Source organism: Pseudomonas sp. HMSC08G10, from assembly GCF_001808425.1.
GTDB classification, from domain to species: domain Bacteria; phylum Pseudomonadota; class Gammaproteobacteria; order Pseudomonadales; family Pseudomonadaceae; genus Aquipseudomonas; species Aquipseudomonas guariconensis.
Genome location: NZ_KV793285.1, coordinates 25,027 through 41,684 on the forward strand (window position 1 = coordinate 25,027; position 16,658 = coordinate 41,684).

General features: G+C 64.5%; 15 protein-coding genes. 7 read left to right on the forward strand and 8 right to left on the reverse strand.

What is annotated here, in order from left to right; genetic code table 11:
• Positions 1-18: 18 nt before the first annotated feature.
• From HMPREF3173_RS01295 to HMPREF3173_RS01305, 3 genes are all read right to left on the reverse strand, one after another.
• Positions 19-1,323, reverse strand: coding sequence for a CitMHS family transporter (locus tag HMPREF3173_RS01295; RefSeq protein WP_043215617.1), 1,305 nt, complete (start codon positions 1,321-1,323; stop codon positions 19-21).
• Positions 1,324-1,446: 123 nt separating this feature from the next.
• Entirely contained in the window at positions 1,447-2,760 is a 1,314-nt protein-coding gene (locus HMPREF3173_RS01300; RefSeq protein ID WP_070571176.1) for a dicarboxylate/amino acid:cation symporter, read from the reverse strand.
• A 63-nt stretch (positions 2,761-2,823) separates the two neighbouring features.
• Entirely contained in the window at positions 2,824-3,903 is a 1,080-nt protein-coding gene (locus tag HMPREF3173_RS01305) for a 4-oxalomesaconate tautomerase (protein ID WP_083299896.1), read from the reverse strand.
• A gap of 147 nt (positions 3,904-4,050) precedes the next feature.
• Between HMPREF3173_RS01305 and HMPREF3173_RS01310 the strand changes: the two genes are divergently transcribed.
• The gene (locus tag HMPREF3173_RS01310; protein WP_043215830.1) at positions 4,051-4,944 is read left to right on the forward strand and encodes a LysR family transcriptional regulator; all 894 of its coding nucleotides are present in this window, start codon (positions 4,051-4,053) and stop codon (positions 4,942-4,944) included.
• Between the two features lie 48 nt (positions 4,945-4,992).
• Here the strand turns inward: HMPREF3173_RS01310 and tcuB are convergent, their stop codons facing one another.
• The 3 genes from tcuB to HMPREF3173_RS01325 form a co-directional block, all read right to left on the reverse strand.
• Entirely contained in the window at positions 4,993-6,174 is a 1,182-nt protein-coding gene (tcuB, locus tag HMPREF3173_RS01315) for a tricarballylate utilization 4Fe-4S protein TcuB (RefSeq protein WP_070571178.1), read from the reverse strand.
• Entirely contained in the window at positions 6,155-7,609 is a 1,455-nt protein-coding gene (gene tcuA / locus HMPREF3173_RS01320; RefSeq protein ID WP_070571179.1) for an FAD-dependent tricarballylate dehydrogenase TcuA, read from the reverse strand. The genes tcuB and tcuA overlap by 20 nt, the downstream gene beginning before the upstream one ends.
• A gap of 148 nt (positions 7,610-7,757) precedes the next feature.
• Positions 7,758-8,678, reverse strand: coding sequence for a LysR substrate-binding domain-containing protein (locus HMPREF3173_RS01325; RefSeq protein WP_070571180.1), 921 nt, complete (start codon positions 8,676-8,678; stop codon positions 7,758-7,760).
• Positions 8,679-8,893: 215 nt separating this feature from the next.
• Between HMPREF3173_RS01325 and HMPREF3173_RS01330 the strand changes: the two genes are divergently transcribed.
• From HMPREF3173_RS01330 to HMPREF3173_RS01355, 6 genes are all read left to right on the forward strand, one after another.
• Positions 8,894-9,829, forward strand: coding sequence for a cyclase family protein (locus HMPREF3173_RS01330; RefSeq protein WP_090344703.1), 936 nt, complete (start codon positions 8,894-8,896; stop codon positions 9,827-9,829).
• 126 nt (positions 9,830-9,955) lie between these two features.
• Entirely contained in the window at positions 9,956-11,128 is a 1,173-nt protein-coding gene (locus tag HMPREF3173_RS01335) for an MFS transporter (protein WP_070571181.1), read from the forward strand.
• 73 nt (positions 11,129-11,201) lie between these two features.
• Positions 11,202-12,107 (forward strand): LysR family transcriptional regulator, encoded by a 906-nt coding sequence (locus tag HMPREF3173_RS01340; RefSeq protein ID WP_070571182.1) that lies wholly within the window; start codon positions 11,202-11,204, stop codon positions 12,105-12,107.
• A gap of 92 nt (positions 12,108-12,199) precedes the next feature.
• Positions 12,200-12,997, forward strand: a complete 798-nt coding sequence (locus HMPREF3173_RS01345) for an SDR family NAD(P)-dependent oxidoreductase (protein ID WP_070571183.1) — start codon at positions 12,200-12,202, stop codon at positions 12,995-12,997.
• 21 nt (positions 12,998-13,018) lie between these two features.
• The gene (locus HMPREF3173_RS01350) at positions 13,019-13,426 is read left to right on the forward strand and encodes an SRPBCC family protein (RefSeq protein WP_070571184.1); all 408 of its coding nucleotides are present in this window, start codon (positions 13,019-13,021) and stop codon (positions 13,424-13,426) included.
• Positions 13,427-13,563: 137 nt separating this feature from the next.
• Positions 13,564-14,550 (forward strand): zinc-binding dehydrogenase, encoded by a 987-nt coding sequence (locus HMPREF3173_RS01355; RefSeq protein WP_070571185.1) that lies wholly within the window; start codon positions 13,564-13,566, stop codon positions 14,548-14,550.
• A 28-nt stretch (positions 14,551-14,578) separates the two neighbouring features.
• Here the strand turns inward: HMPREF3173_RS01355 and HMPREF3173_RS01360 are convergent, their stop codons facing one another.
• A complete protein-coding gene (locus tag HMPREF3173_RS01360; RefSeq protein ID WP_070571186.1) occupies positions 14,579-15,364 on the reverse strand; it encodes an SDR family oxidoreductase in 786 nt (261 codons plus the stop codon).
• A 230-nt stretch (positions 15,365-15,594) separates the two neighbouring features.
• Positions 15,595-16,605 (reverse strand): aldo/keto reductase, encoded by a 1,011-nt coding sequence (locus HMPREF3173_RS01365; protein WP_070571187.1) that lies wholly within the window; start codon positions 16,603-16,605, stop codon positions 15,595-15,597.
• Between the last annotated feature and the right edge of the window lie 53 nt (positions 16,606-16,658).

Sequence of the window (16,658 nt, forward strand, 5' to 3'; positions counted from 1 at the left end):
AGGAGCGCCCCATGCAGATCAGACGAAGAAGGACAGCGCCCCCGTGAGCAACGCCAGTGCCGTGATCACCAGCGAGGTGAGTACCGCCCATTTGACGGTGGCTTTCTGGAAGTCACCGATATCGCGATCGACCATGCCCACCAGCAGCAAGGTCGAAGCCACCAACGGGCTCATCAGGTGTACCGGCTGCCCCAGCACCGAGGCACGGGCGATTTCGACCGGGTCGATGCCATAGGCGGCAGCCGCGTTGGCCAGGATCGGCACCACGCCAAAGTAATAGGCGTCGTTGGACAGCACGAAGGTCAGCGGCATGCTGGTCAGCGCCACCACCAGCGGGAACCAGTGGCTCCAGGCCTCGGGAATCCAGTCGACCAGGGTCTGCGCCAGGGCATCGACCATCTTGGTGCCGGAGAAGATGCCCGCAAAGATGCCGGCGGCGAACACCAGCAGCACCACGGTCATGGCATTGCCCGAATGGGCGAGGATGCGCTCCTTCTGCAACTCCAGCTGCGGGTAGTTGATCATCAGCGCCGCGACGAAACCGATCATGAACAGCAGCGCGGAGTGCATCACGCCCATCACCAAGGCCGTCATGACGGCAATCACCAGCACCAGATTCACGTACGCCAGCCGTGGGCGCTTGTGCGGGTTGTCGCCGAGGATTTCCTTGATGTAGCAATTGCCGCCACCGGACTCCAGGGCGATGTTGCCGATACGTCGACGCTCGGCACGGCCCAGCAGGTAGGCGGTGAACACCACCCAAGCCGCCCCCCCGATCACGGTCGGCAGCATCGGGATGAAATACTCGGTGGCATCCAGCCCGAGCGCGGCGATGGCCCGGGTCGCCGGCCCGCCCCAGGGGCTCATGCCGCTCATGATGCTCAGCGACAGCATGGACACCGTGGCCAGGATCATCGGATTCATGCCGATGCGTTTGTACAGCGGCAGCATGGCCGCACAGGTGATCATGTAGGTGGTGGTGCCGTCACCGTCCAGTGCCACCAGCAGCGACAGCAGCGCCGTACCGATGGCGATCTTGATCGGGTCGCCATTGACGCGTTTGAGAATCTTGCGGATCAGCGGATCGAACAGGCCAGCATCGATCATCAGGCCGAAGAACAGGATGGCGAACAGCAACAGTGCCGCCGAGGGGGCCACCATCTTCAAGCCATCGAGCATCATCTTGCCCAGCTCGGGGGCAAAACCACCGATCACCGCGAAGACGATGGGTACCACGGTGAGCGCAACGATCGGAGACAGGCGTTTACTCATGATCAGGTAGGTGAAGGTCACCACCATGATCAGGCCCAGGAGTGCGAGCATGGTCTTTTCTCTTGTTTTTATTGTGTTGCGGCCATCGGCAAGGCAGACGGCCCCCTACCCCACTCGGCATCGCCGGGATGTCGAGTGGGATTTTACGTCAACGATGGGAGGTAGAAGAGGCTTTCAGCCGTGATGCCGAGGCTCGGCAGACCAGTCTGCCTGCGCAGTCTGCGTCTCGGCCGGTACAGCCGGGGTGCCGTTCAGGCGACGCAGCAAGGTTTCCCGTTCACAGGCGTTCTCCGACAGCGAGATGACCACGGTGGCCACGGCGTTGCTGGCCAGGCTGGTCAGGGCCCGCGCTTCGGACATGAAGCGATCGATGCCGATCAGCAAGGCCAGCCCTGCCAACGGGATGTCGTGGATGACGGTCAAGGTCGAGGCCAGCGCCACGAAACCACTGCCGGTCACACCCGCAGCACCCTTGGACGACAACAGCATGATCGCCAGCATCGTCACCGTCTGGCCAAGGCTCAGGTCGATGTTGCAGGCCTGGGCGATGAACACCGCCGCCAGCGACAGGTAGATGGCGGTACCGTCTAGGTTGAAGGAATAGCCGGTCGGCAGCACCAGCCCCACCACACCTTTCTTGCACCCCAGCTTCTCGAGTTTTTCCAGCATGCGCGGCAGCACCGGCTCGGTGGACGATGTGCCGAGCACCACCAGAAACTCCTCGCGGAAGTAACGCAGCAGCTTCCACAGGCTGAAGCCGTGTGCGCGGCAGATGCCACCGAGCACCACCAGCACGAAGAACGCGCAGGCGATGTAGAGCGTGCCGACCAGCTTGGCCAATGCGCCCAAGGAGGTCACGCCGTACTGCCCGACGGTGAAGGCCAGCGCCCCGAAGGCCCCGACCGGGGCGAAGCGCATCAGGTAACCGAAGATGCGAAACACCATGGTCGAGGCCGACTCCAGCACATCGAGTACCGGCTTGCCCTTCTCGCCCATGGACGACAGGGCAAAACCACTGAGCACCGCGATGAACAGCACCGGCAGCACTTCACCCTTGTTGAACGCCCCGATGAAGGTGTCCGGAATGATGTGCATGAAGAAATCGACCACGCTGAGCTTCGCCGCAGAGGCTGCGTATTGGCCAAGGCCCTCGGTGCTGAGGGTGGCCGGGTCTATGTTCATGCCCACACCCGGGCGGAACAGGTACACCGCTGCCAGGCCGATGATCAGGCTGACGATCGTCAGCCCTAGGAACAACAGCAAGGTCTTGCTCATCAACCGACCCAGCGAGCGCTTGTCGGTCATGCCGGCGATGCCGGTCACGATGGTGCAGAAGACGACCGGGGCGATCATCATCTTGATCAGCTTGATGAACGCATCGCCCAGTGGCTTGAGCGCAACGGCCTGTTGCGCCCAGAAGTGACCGACCACCACGCCCAGCAGGATGGCGCAGAGGATCTGGAAATACAGTGATTTCGCGAGTTTCATGAGGCATCACCCATTGTTGAAATTGTGCGGATGTGCGGGTTGCGATGTGATGCAAGCAGCTGCCTACCCCGCCAGCCTGCGCAAGGTTGGGGCGTAGACGAAGCCTGAAAACAGCCGGCGGGCGGTTCTAACCACAGAAGCCTGGAGCGTCTTGCCATCGGCGCCGCTGCGCGAAAGCGCGACGTCGATGCCACCGCTCGGGTGCTCCAGGCGCACTTCCTCCAGGTGCTGTGCTTGTTCGCCAAGCATGTCCATGATCACGGTGCCCGGGCTGACGCAGGCAGTCGCCAGCCCGATTGCACCAGTGATGGCCAAGGCGCGATGGCAGTTGTGAGGCATGAAGTAGCGCACTTGCAGCGTGCCGTCATAGCGTGGCGGGGAAACCAGTACGGGCTTTGGGATCACCATGCCGCTGACATCGCCCAGCCCCATGGCCTTGCCAGCCTTCAGGCGCAAGGCCTCCAGACGTTGCAGCAGGCGGGTGTCGGCATCCAGCTGTGCGGGGGTCTCGGAGCCGGTCACGCCCAGCTGGCTGGCCTCGACGATCATCATCGGCATGGCCATGTCGATGCAGGTCACCGGCACGCCGTCGATCACATCCTGGGCTTGGCCTGTGGGGAACAGCTTGCCGGTCTTGCTGCCTACCGCGTCGAGGAAGGTCAGGTGCACCGGGGCGGCAGTGCCAGGCACACCGTCGATTGCCGTGCGGCCTTCGTAACGCACGATGCCACCGGGCGTTTCCACCAGCGAATTGACAAAGGTGTTGGTGTTCAAGTTACGGATGCGTACCAGGGTCTTGCCATCCTGGGCCTTGACCAGCCCTTGCTCGATGGCGAACGGGCCAACGGCGCAGAGCATGTTGCCGCAGTTGGGTGCGGTATCGACCCGGCGCTGGGCGACCATGACCTGCACGAACAGGTAATCGACATCGGCGTCGGCATGCAGTGAGGGGCTGACGATTGCCACCTTGCTGGTCTGCGGGCTACCGCCGCCGATCCCGTCGATTTCCAGCTCATGCCCGGAACCCATCAGGTTGATCAGCAATTCGTCGCGTTCGACCACATTGGCAGGAAGATCCCATGCATGGAAAAAGGGCCCTTTGGAGGTGCCGCCGCGCATGAGTACGCAAGGAATTCGTTGCATGATTTCGCACTCTTGTTGATCAATGGGCATCATTGATGTTGTGGACACAAGATTGACAGGGATGGATAAATCAATCCAATGCAAATATCGTAGCCATTATTGCGATTGATGAATCAATCCAGAGCCAGGGCCAAAGAGCGATACGAGATGGAATACGAGCTGCAAGACATACGATCTTTCGTGAAAATCGCCGAACTGGGCAGCTTCCATGAAGCGGCGGAAGCGCTGCATCTGTCCCAACCCGCCCTGAGTCGGCGGATAAAAAAGCTCGAGGAAGGATTGGGCACCTCCCTGCTGGAGCGCACGACTCGCCGCGTCAGCCTGACCAGTGTCGGGCGGGACTTTCTGCCCAAAGCCAGGCGCTTGCTGGATGACTTCGAGGATTCGATCCTGAGCATTCGCGAACTCGCCGAACGACAGACCGGCCAGGTCACCCTCGCCTGCATCCCGACTGCGGCGTTTTATTTCCTGCCGTCGGTGATCCGCGACTACAACGAGCAGTACCCCAAGATCCGCATCCGCCTGCTGGACCTCAGCGCCAACGACGGGCTCGAGGCCGTGTTGCGGGGCGAGGCCGACTTCGGCATCAACATGATGAGCGGCCAGCACCCGGACATCGAGTTCGTCTCCCTGGTGCAGGAGCATTTTGTCCTGGCCTGCCGTCGGGACCACAAGCTGGCGAACCGCGACGCGGTGACCTGGACAGAACTGGCCGACTACCGACTGATCGGCGTAGGCCGGCTGAGCGGCAACCGGATGCTGCTGGACCATGCCCTGTCCGGGCTCAACCTGCGGCCCAAGTGGTTCTATGAGGTCCAGCACCTGTCCACCTCGCTGGGCATGGTCGAGGCCGGGCTAGGTGTGTCGGCCATGCCCAGCCTGGCCATGCCCAGCGCCGATCACCCGACGCTGGTCAGCGTGCCGCTGATCGAACCCCAGGTCACCCGCACCCTGGGACTGGTCTACCGACGCGGGGCATCGCTGTCGCCGGCGGCGGAGAAGTTCGTGTCGATCCTGTTGGACAAATGGCCCAACCGGTGAGCGAGACACGCAGAACGGTGCAGGGGAGAAACCGGCTGCATTCATGGCTCACTCCCCTTCCAGACCCAGGTTATTGGGCCGGCGCTTTTCGATCGCGAATTTGAGCAGTGCCGCACTGCGGAACAGGCCATGGGCGAACTTGCCGTAGGGCAGCGTGATGAACAGCGCCATGACGGTGCCCAGATGGATCGCCAGCAGGATCGCCATCGCGGCGGTGTCGCGCAGGCCCAGCAGGGCAAGGCCCGTGACGCTGACCAGCAAGAGCAACAGGATGAACGCCCGGTCCATGGGCCGCTGGGCAACATCGCCCTGCTCCGGCGCCCGGCGCAGGTTCAGCGCCAGTAACCCGGCGGGCCCGACGACCAAGCCAAGCCCACCCAAGGTCCCGAGCAACACCGGTGCGCTCAGCAGCGGATACGGCGCCGGGTAGCCCAACAGGTAGTGGTAGCCGGTGGCGACCGCTGTGGCAGCGAAGCACAACAGGAAGCCGTAGAAGGTGAAGTGATGGAAGCGCCGGCGCCAGAGGGTGTAGCGATCATCGGCGTTGTTGCAGCCCTGGCCATGCCCACCGTCCAGATACTTCAGGGTCAGCGCTGCGCTCGAGGCCTCGAGCACCGCCCCCTTGCCCGGTTGCGCCTGGGCCTGGGCAGGCGAGACCGAGCGCCAGAAACGACGCACCGCCACCGCCAGCGCCACACCTGCCGCAGCAAAGACACTGCCGAACATCAACGCCAAGGTGTTGTGCGGGAAGACCGCATAGAAATTCCCCGCCAACCGCCCGGGCAACAGCGTGCCGTTGGCCCACAATGCCAGCAGCAAAAACAGCGACAAGGCCACTGCCAAGGCACTGGCGACATAGGTGCCGTTGTGCCGATACAGCCGCCCGAAGAGACTCGGCCAGGCGTATTCGGCATAGGTCTGCCCGCGCACCTTGGCCATGGCCTGGGGCACGTTGACAGCGAATTCGTGGGGCTGGGCATACTGACAGGCGTGCAGGCAAGCGCCGCAGTTGTGGCACAGGTTGGCCAGGTAATGGATATCGGCCTTGCCGAACTCCAGCCTGCGGGTCATGGCCGGGAACACGGCGCAGAAGCCCTCGCAGTATCGGCAGGCATTGCAGATCCGCATCTGCCGGTCCACTTCCTGCTCCTCAAGGTTCAACACCGGGATCAGGGCGAGGGCCGGCTGGTCGGCATCAGGTTGGTGAGATTCAGGCAGTTGCGCGGTCATGGCGATTCTCTTGTTCTGGATATACATGGCCGGCAGCCGCCGCGGCACTGGTCCCGGCGATGCGGCCGAAGGCAGTGCCAATGGACATGCCGACACCCGCGGTGTAGCCCTTGCCGAGCACATTGCCCGCCATCATTTCGCCGGCGACGAACAGGTTCGGGCTGGGCCGTCCAGCGAAATGGACCGCGGCGGTTTCGTCGGTGCGCAGCCCCAGGTAGGTGAAGGTGACGCCGGGGCGCAGCGGGTAGCCGTAGTAAGGAGGGGTATCGATCGGTCGTGCCCAGTGGCTCTTCACAGGCTCCAGTCCCAGGGTGTGGCAGTCGTCCAACCGGGTGTGGTCGAAGGTGCCCGCCTGGCAGGCTCGGTTGTAGGCCCGCACCGTGTCGACGAAGGGCTGCACGGGCAAGCCGAGCAGGCCGGCCAGGGCTTCCAGGCTATCGGCGGTAGCCCCCGGGAAGACCGGCGGCATGAAGCGGCCAAGGGCTTTCTGGTCGATGATCGAGAAGCCCACCTGCCCGGGCTGTTGGGCCACCAGCCGTCCCCAGATGGCATAACGCTTGGGCCAGAAGTCTTCGCCTTCATCATAGAAACGCTGACCGTCGCGATTGACCACCACGCCCAGCGACACACAATCGATGCGCGTACAGATGCCGCCGTCGTACAACGGGGCCCGGGCATCGATCGCCACCATGTGCGCCTGTGTCGGGTCGCCGATCGTGTCGGCGCCCTGTTCGATCATGCGGCGCAACAGAACCCCATCGTTGAAACGCGTACCGCGAATCAGGAAGTTGTCCGAAGGCCACTCCCCTCGTTCGTTCTGCCCCCAGGCCTCGCGCAACCACTGGCGGTTGGACTCGAAACCACCGGCGGCAAGCACGCAACTGCGCGCCTCGATGCGTTCGGCAGGCAAGTGTCGGCCTTGGGCTTCACGCGCCGGCACGTACGCGGCAACAAAGCGTCCGTTGTGCAACTCTATGTCGGCGACGGGAGTGTCGTAGCGTATCTGTACGCCCAGGTGCTCGGCACTGCGAAAGTACGCATTGACCAGCGCCTTGCCGCCGCCCATGAAGAACGCGTTGGTTCGAGCGGTATGCAGCGCACCGGATAACGACGGCTGGAAGTGCACGCCATGGCGGCGCATCCAGTCGCGGCAATTGGAGGACGCGCGAATCACCAGGCGCGCGAGCGCTTCGTCGGTCTGGCCACCAGTGACCTTGAGCAGGTCCTGCCAGAACTCTTCTTCCGGGTATGACTCGACCAGCACGTCCTGCGGCCCGTCATGCATGCAGCGCAGGTTGCGGGTATGTTGGGAATTGCCGCCCCGCCAGGCACGAGGGGCCGCTTCGAGCAGCATCACGCTGGCTCCGGCCTCCCGCGCCATCAGCGCGGCACAGAGGGCGGCATTGCCCCCTCCGATGACAAGCACATCGATCATTTCGCCTCCAGATCACGAGGAGCCGACTGTTCGGGTGCTCCTCGTGACCGGGGACTCTAATGAGCGGGCATGGACGGCGAAACGCGATCGCCGAGGGGAGGCATTCAGTTTTGCTAAACGGTCCTGGGCGGCAATGGCGTGCCCAGGCTCAAAGTAACCGGGCACCCGGCCACCGCCCCTGCTCCACCAGCTCCCGTGCGAGCTCCTGCAGGACGATCCGGGTCGCCAACGCCGCTGGCGAAAGTTCGTCATCGGTGAGGCTGACGATCACGTTGCGCCGCTGCGCCTGAGCCTCATCGATGGCGAACACACGCAAGCCCGCCTGGTGCGCTCGGGCCACCGTCGCGCCGGGCTGGATGGTGGCGGCGTGACCTGCACAGACACAATCCATCAACAGCGACAGGCCATCGATTTCCATGACGATGTTGGCCTCCAGCCCGGCCCGCTCGAAGATCGAACGCAGTGTCGTGCGCAGGCCATGCTGTGTGCTGGGCATCACCAATGCAAGCGTCGCGATCTGTTCCAGCGTGAGGGCCTCGCCCCAATCGGCCTTGACCAACGGGGCGGGAACCAGAACGAACAGCCGCTCGTTCAGAAGCGGCCGGACATCCAGGCGCGGCCCCGACTCCGCTTGGAACAGCACCGCCAAGTCGAGGTGCCTGGCATTGAGTTGGTTCATCAGGTAGCCGGAGAGCATTTCCACCAGGTGCAGACGGATATCGGGATAGCGTTCGCGCATCCTGTCGATCAAGGCCAGGCCGAGAATCGAGGCGGTGGTCGGCGCAAGCCCCACGCTGGCATAGCCGCTCATGCGCCCGCTTTGCGCGGCAAGAACGGCATGCTCGGCCTGGCGAAGCGCCAGGCGTGCATGGTATTCGAAGGCCAGGCCCGCCGCCGTCGGCGAGACGCCCGTGCTCGAACGTGTCAAAAGCCGCGTACTCACCTCGCTCTCCAGCTTCGACAGTTGCTGGCTCAAGGCGGAGGCGCCGACCCCGAGCTCGATTGCAGCCCTGCCCAGGCTGCCGTACTCCAGGACACTCAGGAAATAGCGAAGCTGACGTAACTCCATACAGGTCTCTTTCAACGAAGGGGCCGATCCGCAACCATGTTAAAGGCATTTGGATCGGTTGCGCTTGATCGCCTGCGGGAGCGGGCTCACCTGCGACTGAGGCCTTCGCTCCTTGACCCACACGCAAAAGTCATTGTCCCGCCCGCTGCTTTTTCTCCCCCCTGCACCCGCCCAGAATCCGCCCCTGACATCACTTCCCGATCAGGAGAATCCGGATGAACTACTTCAAGCCCCTGCTACTGGCCGCCGCCCTGGCCACCACCGCCCAAGCAACCCTGGCAGCCGACTGGCAGGATTCGCCTTATGGCAAGCAGGACGAAATCGGCGCCGCCAACCTGCTGACCCCCGAGGTGGTCAAGCAGGCCGTGGGTCTGGTCAAGACCGGCAAGACCTACCCCTTGGCCGTGCCTGTGAGCAAGGACCTGCCCGCCTTCCGCCATCGCAGCTTCCACCTCTACAACATCCAGCCCGGCGAACAGGCCGGCCAGACGCTGGGCAAGAACAAGTTCAGCTTCAACGATGAACTGGTCAACGGCTGGACCGGCGTCGGCACCCAGCTCAACGGCATCGGCCATATCGGTATCGACAACGTCTACTACAACGGCAACAAGGCAGCGGACTTCGTCACCGTCGAGGGCGTCACCAAGCTCGGCGTGGAGAAAGTACCGCCCATGGTGACCCGCGGCGTGGTGCTGGACATGACCGCCTACTACGGCAAGGCCATCGTGCCGGGTGGCACATCGTTCACCGTGAACGACATCAAGGCTGTACTGAAGAAACAAGGCATCACCCTGCGCAAGGGCGATGTGGTGCTGTTCAACACCGGCTGGCTGGAGCTGATCGGCAAGGACAACCAGCAGTTCCTCGCTACCGAGCCCGGCATCGACCTGCCAGCAGCCCAGTGGCTCGCCGACCAGGGCATCGTCGCCTTTGGCGGGGACACCTGGGCCTCGGAGGTCTACCCCAACCCCACAGGCGAAGAGTTTCCGGTCAACCAGTTCATGCTGGCCAAACGCGGTATTTACAACCTGGAGCTGATCGACACCCGTGCCTTGGTGCGCGACAAGGCCTTCGAGTTCCTCTTCGTGCTGGGCCAGCCGCTGTACAAGGGCTCGACCCAGGTCAACATCAACCCGGTGGCCATCCACTGATCGCCGCCCAGGCGATCGTTGATTTCAAATCAAAAGTCCTTGGCGCAGTCGTGACTTAATCGGCCTTCCGGCCATTGCCATACTGCGCCTCACCTTCACACACTTCGCCCCCCAGGAGCCTTTGCAATGAAACCCGGACACGTCCTGTTCGCCCTGGCCATCGGGGCCTTTGGTATCGGTACCACCGAATTCACCCCGATGGGCCTGCTGCCGGTGATCGCCGAAGGCATCGATGTCAGCATCCCCAGCGCCGGCATGCTGGTGACCGCCTACGCCGTCGGCGTGATGGTCGGCGCACCGATCATGACCCTGCTGTTCAGCCGCTTTGGCAAGCGCGGCGCACTGATCGCGCTGATGGCCATCTTCACCGTGGGCAACCTGCTGTCGGCCCTGGCGCCGGGCTACGGCACGCTGCTCGCCTCGCGCCTGGTCACCAGCCTCAACCACGGCGCCTTCTTCGGCCTCGGTGCGGTGGTGGCGGCCAGCGTCGTGCCGCGCGAGAAGCAGGCCAGCGCCATCGCCACCATGTTCATGGGCCTGACCATCGCCAACATCGGCGGCGTCCCCGCCGCCACCTGGATCGGCCAGCAGGTCGGCTGGCGCCTGGCCTTCGCCGGCACCGCGCTGCTCGGCATCCTGGCCATGACCGCCCTGTGGTGGGCCCTGCCCAAGGGCGAGCGCGGCAGCGTGCCCGATGTGCGTCGGGAGCTCGCAGTGATTGCCCGGCCGAACGTGCTGCTGGCCATGGCCACCACGGTGCTCGGTGCTGGCGCGATGTTCACCCTATACACCTACGTCGCCCCGGTGCTGGCGGACCTCACCGGCGCCTCGGACCGCTTCGTCACCCTGGGCCTGGTGCTGATCGGTGTGGGCTTCACCTTGGGCAACAGCCTCGGCGGTCGCCTGGCCGACTGGTCGCTGGACGGCTCGGCACGTCTCTTCCTCGGCGTACTGGCGCTGATCATGGTGCTGATGCCGTTCGTGCTGGGGTCCCACGTCGGCGCGGCGCTGGCCTTGCTGGTCTGGGGCATATTCACCTTCGCCGTGGTACCGCCGCTGCAAATGCGCGTGATGATCGCCGCCAGCGAGGCTCCGGGCCTGGCCTCGTCGATCAACGTGGGCGCCTTCAACCTCGGCAATGCGGTGGGGGCAGCGCTGGGTGGCGCGGTCATCAGCTTGGACCTGGGCTACGCCGCGGTACCGGTCGCCGGCGGCATGCTGGCGGCAGGCGGCCTGCTGCTGGTCTGGCTGGGCGGACGCAGCAAGGTCGCCGCCAGGGCCGTGGGCGAGACCGTGTAGTTCCCCGACCTGAGGAGGCTAGCCAAGGCAGAGCTGTCCGCGTAAAACTTTGGGCAGTTCCCTTGGAGGTCTCATGCAAGATCTACGTCAGTTGCGCTACTTCGTCGCTGTCGCCGAATGCGAGAACGTTGGACGCGCGGCCGAGCAGCTACACATTTCACAATCCCCCCTTAGCCGGCAGATCGCCCAGCTCGAAGACAACCTGGGCCTTGCCCTGTTCGAGCGGCGCAATCAGCGCCTGTACCTGACCGCCGACGGCCGCACCTTCCTGTCCGAAGCCCGCGGCCTGCTCAAGCACGCCGAACGTCTGGAATCGCTGGGCAAGCGACTGGGCCGGGGCGAGGAAGGCGGCCTGTGCATCGGCTACGTCAACCACGCCATCCATGCCGGCGTGCTGCCCGGCGCGGTGCGGGCCATCCGCAGCGAACGTCCGAACATCCATATCGCCCTCTACAACATGACCCCGCGCGAGCAGTTCGAAGGTCTGCGCCAGCGCAGCCTGGACATCGCCCTGGTCTGCGAGCCCCCGCCCAGCACCGACCCCGACCTGCGTGGCCACCCCGTGCTGGACGACCCTCTGCTGCTGGCCATCCCCGCCGGGCACCCCTTGGCCATCAAGGCCGAACTCACGCCCGCCGACCTGCATGAGCAGGAATGGATCATCACTGGCGGCCAGCCTGACCAGATCAACAAACGCGACGATTTCATTGCCCGCTGCGCCGACGCAGGCTTCACTCCGCGCCTGTCGCTGGAGGCCAACGACCCTCTGAGCGTGCTCGGGCTGGTGTCCGCCGGGCTGGGCCTGGCGATGGTCCAGAGCAGCCTGTCCGCCAGCGCAGGCTCCACCGTCGTGCTGCGCAAGCTGCCGTGGTTCAGCCCCTGCGTGCAGTTGTGGGCAGCCTGGCACCAGGTAGACCTGCGGCCAATCGTGGGCGTGTTCCGCGAGCGGGTGTTGGGGCTCGCAGAAGAGACCGCATAAGTCTTAACTCAGTCGAATTATGTCTTTTACAGTCTGATCAGGCAGCACTAGCATGGCTCCCATCGATGCAACTCATCCACAGGAGCCATTCCATGAACATCGACCTTGGCGGACGTACCGCCATCATCAGCGGCTCGACCGGCGGTATTGGTCTGGCCATCGCCCGCGGCCTGGCCCGCGCCCACGCCGACGTAGTCATCGCCGGCCGTAGCCAGAAGTCGGTCGACGCCGCCCTGGCCGAGCTGCACGCCCAAGGTGGCCGGGGCCAGGTCCACGGCGTGGTGGCCGACCTGGGCACCGCCGAAGGCGCCCAGACGCTGTTCGACGCCCACCCGAGCGCCGACATCCTGGTCAACAACCTGGGCATCTACGATGACGTCGACTTCTTCGATGTCCCCGACAGCGAGTGGAGCCGCTTCTACGACACCAACGTGCTGTCCGGCGTACGCCTGGCTCGACACTACGCACCGGGCATGGTCGACAAAGGCTGGGGGCGGATCCTGTTCATCTCCTCCGAATCCGGCATTGCCATCCCGGCCGACATGATCAACTACGGCGTGACCAAGGCCGCCAACCTCGCCGTCTCCCACGGTCTGGCCAAGCGCCTGGCCGGCACTGGCGTCACCGTCAACGCGGTATTGCCTGGCCCGACGCTCACCGACGGCGTTGCCGCCCTGGTGGCTGAAGCAGCCAAGGTGTCCGGCCGCAGCATTCGCGAAGAGGCGGACAACTTCGTGCGCACCGCTCGCCCGAGCTCGATCATTCAACGCGCCGCCGAAGTGGACGAAGTCGCCCACTTGGTGGTGTACCTCGCATCCCCCTACTCCTCCGCCACCACCGGCGCGGCCCTGCGGGTCGACGGCGGTGTGGTAGACAGCCTCGCTATCTGAATTCAACTGGAGAATCCCATCATGGCCAACGCCTACGCATCCTTGAAGACCCAACACAGCCCTGATCACGTCTGGGCCCTGATCGGCGGCTTCGACAGCCTGCCCGACTGGCTGCCATTCATCCCTGAAAGCCTCTCCAGCGAAGGCGGCCGCGTGCGCTCACTGAAAGACCCGGAGGGCAATGCCATCATCGAGCGTCTGATGGCCTTCGATGAACGACAGCGCAGCTACAGCTACTCGATCCTCACCAGCCCGTTCCCGGTAACCGGCTACCTGTCGACCCTGCGGGTCAAGGCCGACGGCCAGGGCAGCCTGGTGGAATGGCTCGGCGAGTTCACCCCGGTTGGCGTGAGCGACGAAGAAGCCATCGCACTGTTCACCGGCATCTACGAAGGTGGCCTGCAAGCCCTGGCCAAGACCCTGGGCTGAGATGAACACAAGGGGCCGTCACGCAGCGGCCCCTCGTCATTGTTGACCACAGGTCAACAGGCCTTTGCGCCAACACTGCTGTTTCCCCTCGCAACACCTCGCTACCCTCCCCCTTCTTCCCCCCAAGAGGACTCCCCATGTCCACCACGCATCGAGCCTGGGGTTGGACCCCGGGCGCCGGCCTGGACGGCCTTGAGCTCATCGACAAACCCCTCCCCAAACCCGGCCCCGGTCAAGTGCTGGTGGCCAACCGTGCCATCGCCCTGAACCCGGTGGACTGGAAGATCTGCGAATGGGGCCATGCCGATTGGCGCCAGGGCACCGTGCCCGGCGTCGACGGTGCCGGCCTCGTTGCCGCCGTCGGCGAAGGTGTCGACCTGCCCTTGGGCACCCGTGTCGCCTATCACCAGTCGCTGTCCCGTGATGGCAGCTTTGCCCAGTACTGCCTGCTCGACGCAACGCTGGTGATGCACATCCCCGCCAACCTCGACGATGCCGCCGCAGCCGCCATCCCCTGCCCGGCGCTCACTGCCTGGCAAGCCTTGGCCAAAGTCGCCGACGGCGCCTCACGTGATGTGCTGGTGGTGGGCGCGGGTGGTGCGGTGGGCTTCCACCTGGTTCAGCTCGCCGTGCAGCGCGGTCTGCGCGTATGGGCCACCGCTGGCGAGAACCACCATGACCGCCTCAGGCAACTGGGCGTGATAGGTGTATTCGACTACCGCGCCGAGGACTGGCAGGCACGCCTGCAAACTGCCCTGGGCGAACGCCCGCTGCATGCCCTGTTCGATACTGTCAGCGGCGCGCATGCGGCGAGCCTGGCCTGCCTGCTTGGCTACAACGGCCATCTGGTGTGCATCCAGGACCGCCAGGAAACCGCGCCGCTGCCTGCCTTCAGCACAGCGATCTCGTTGCATGAAGTCGCGCTCAACAGCATCCACGCCCACGGTCGACTGCTCGATCGCCAGGCGTTGAAGGTCGAAGGGGAGCGTTTGCTGCAAAGGGTCGCCGAGGGCCGCCTGATGACGCCGCAGCGCCTGGACTTTGACTTCGAGGGGCTGCCGGACGCATTGCGCCAACTCAAGGAAGGCCATGCACCGGGCAAGTGGGTGACGCGGCTGGGATGATCCAGCCGCTTCGCCCAGGCGTGCAAGGTCAGAAAGTGCCCGGGTAGGCACCGCCGTCGATGAGCAGGTTCTGCCCGGTGATATAGCCACCATGGACGCTGCACAGGAAGGCGCAGTAAGCCCCGAACTCCTTGGCATCGCCGAACCGCGCCGCCGGGATTGCCTGGCGGCGCGCCTGGGTGGTCGCCTGCAGGTCGCCGCTGGCCTGGCTCGCCGCCTGTAGCGTCTTTTGCAGACGGGCAGTATCGAAGGCGCCTGGCAGCAGGTTGTTCAGGGTCACGTTGCGCCCGGCCAGACGCTGCTGACGGGCGAGCCCTGCGATGAAACCGGTCAGGCCGCTGCGCGCGCCATTGGACAGCCCCAGGATATCGATCGGCGCTTTCACTGCGCCCGAGGTGATGTTCACCACCCGGCCAAAGCCGCGCTCGGCCATGCCATCGACCACGGCCTTGATCAGCTCGATGGGCGTGAGCATGTTGGCGTCCAAGGCCTTGAGCCAGTCTTCTCGATCCCAGTTCCGGAAATCGCCTGGTGGTGGGCCACCGGCGTTGTTGACCAGGATATCGACCTGCGGGCAAGCGCTGAGCAGGGCTTCGCGCACCGCAGGCTCGGCCACATCGCCAGCGACCGTGCGGACTTCGATGTCCGGGAAGCGGCTACGCAGTTCGGCACCCGCCTGCTCCAGGGTGGTGGCGGTGCGGGCGTTGATCACCAGGTTGACGCCCTCGCCGCCCAGGGCCTCGGCGCAGCCTTTACCCAACCCTTGGCTGGCGGCGCAGACGATGGCCCAGCGGCCCTTGATACCTAGATCCATGTTGGCTCCTCGTTGATTGATGCGTTGGACATTACCACGCGCGCAAGCACGCTTTCCCCTGTGAAAGCAGCGCCTGCACGGGCCATCCTGGCATTACAACGCTCCACACCGAGAGGACGACGAGTTACAACGCGCGGCAAGCTCAACGCATGAAAACGCCGCGCGTGCCCCATCGGCCACGCGCGGCGCGGATGCAGGCAGGGCTGCGGCGCAGCCCTGCCCCGTCATGCTCAGGCGGCCGGAACCGGTGCCAGGGCGTTGATCAGGCCTTGTTGACGCAGGTCGTTCCAGAACGCCGCCGGAATCACGGCGCTCAGCGCGGCATGGTCTTCGTTGGCATGCGCCACGCGGGTGGAGCCAGGAATGGTCGCAACCACAGCTGGGTGAGCCAGGGCGAACTGCAAGGCGGCGGCCTTGACCTCGACGCCATGGGCACGCGCCACAGCACGAATACGCTCGAGCTTGGCCAGTACCGCTGGGGTGGCTTTCTGGTACTCGAAGTGCTCGCCACCGGCAGTCACGCCAGAGCTGTAGGGGCCGCCGACGACGATGCCGACGCCCTGCTCGACCGCCTGCGGCATGACACGTTGCAGAGCGCGGTCATGATCGAGCAGCGAGTAACGGCCGGCGAGCAGGAAGCCATCGGGTTGCGGCTCGTCAAGATCCAGAGTCAGTTCGATCGGTTCGACGCGGTTCACACCCAGGCCCCAGGCCTTGATCACGCCCTCTTCACGCAGGCGGGTGAGGACGCGGAAGGCGCCTTTGCGGGCCGTCTCGAAACGCTCCAGCCACTCGTCACCGTAGAAGTCCTGGGCGATGTCGTGAATCCAGACGATGTCCAGGCGGTCGGTCTTCAGGCGGCGCAGGCTGTCTTCGATCGAACGCAGGGTGGCATCGGCACTGTAGTCGTTGACGATGCGGTTGCGGTTGCCGTGTTCGAACAGGCCGCTCTTCTCGCCCAGCTCGCGGCTGGTGGGGTCTTCCAGTTCGTCGAGGATGATCCGGCCGACCTTGCTGCTGAGCACGTACTCGTCACGTGGACGACCGACCAGGGCATCGCCCAGACGCGACTCGGAGAGACCGGCGCCGTAGAACGGCGCGGTATCGAAGTAACGCACGCCGTTGTTCCAGGCGGCATCGACGGTGGCTTGCACCTCGTCTTGGGGTACGTTGCGGAACATGTTGCCAAGCGGCGCGGTGCCGAAGCCCAGTGGGTTGGCGATAAGCGATTTGAGGCTCATTGATGTCTTTCCTGATGAGGGGAGTCAGTTGTGAACTCCAGTGGCCGTCATCC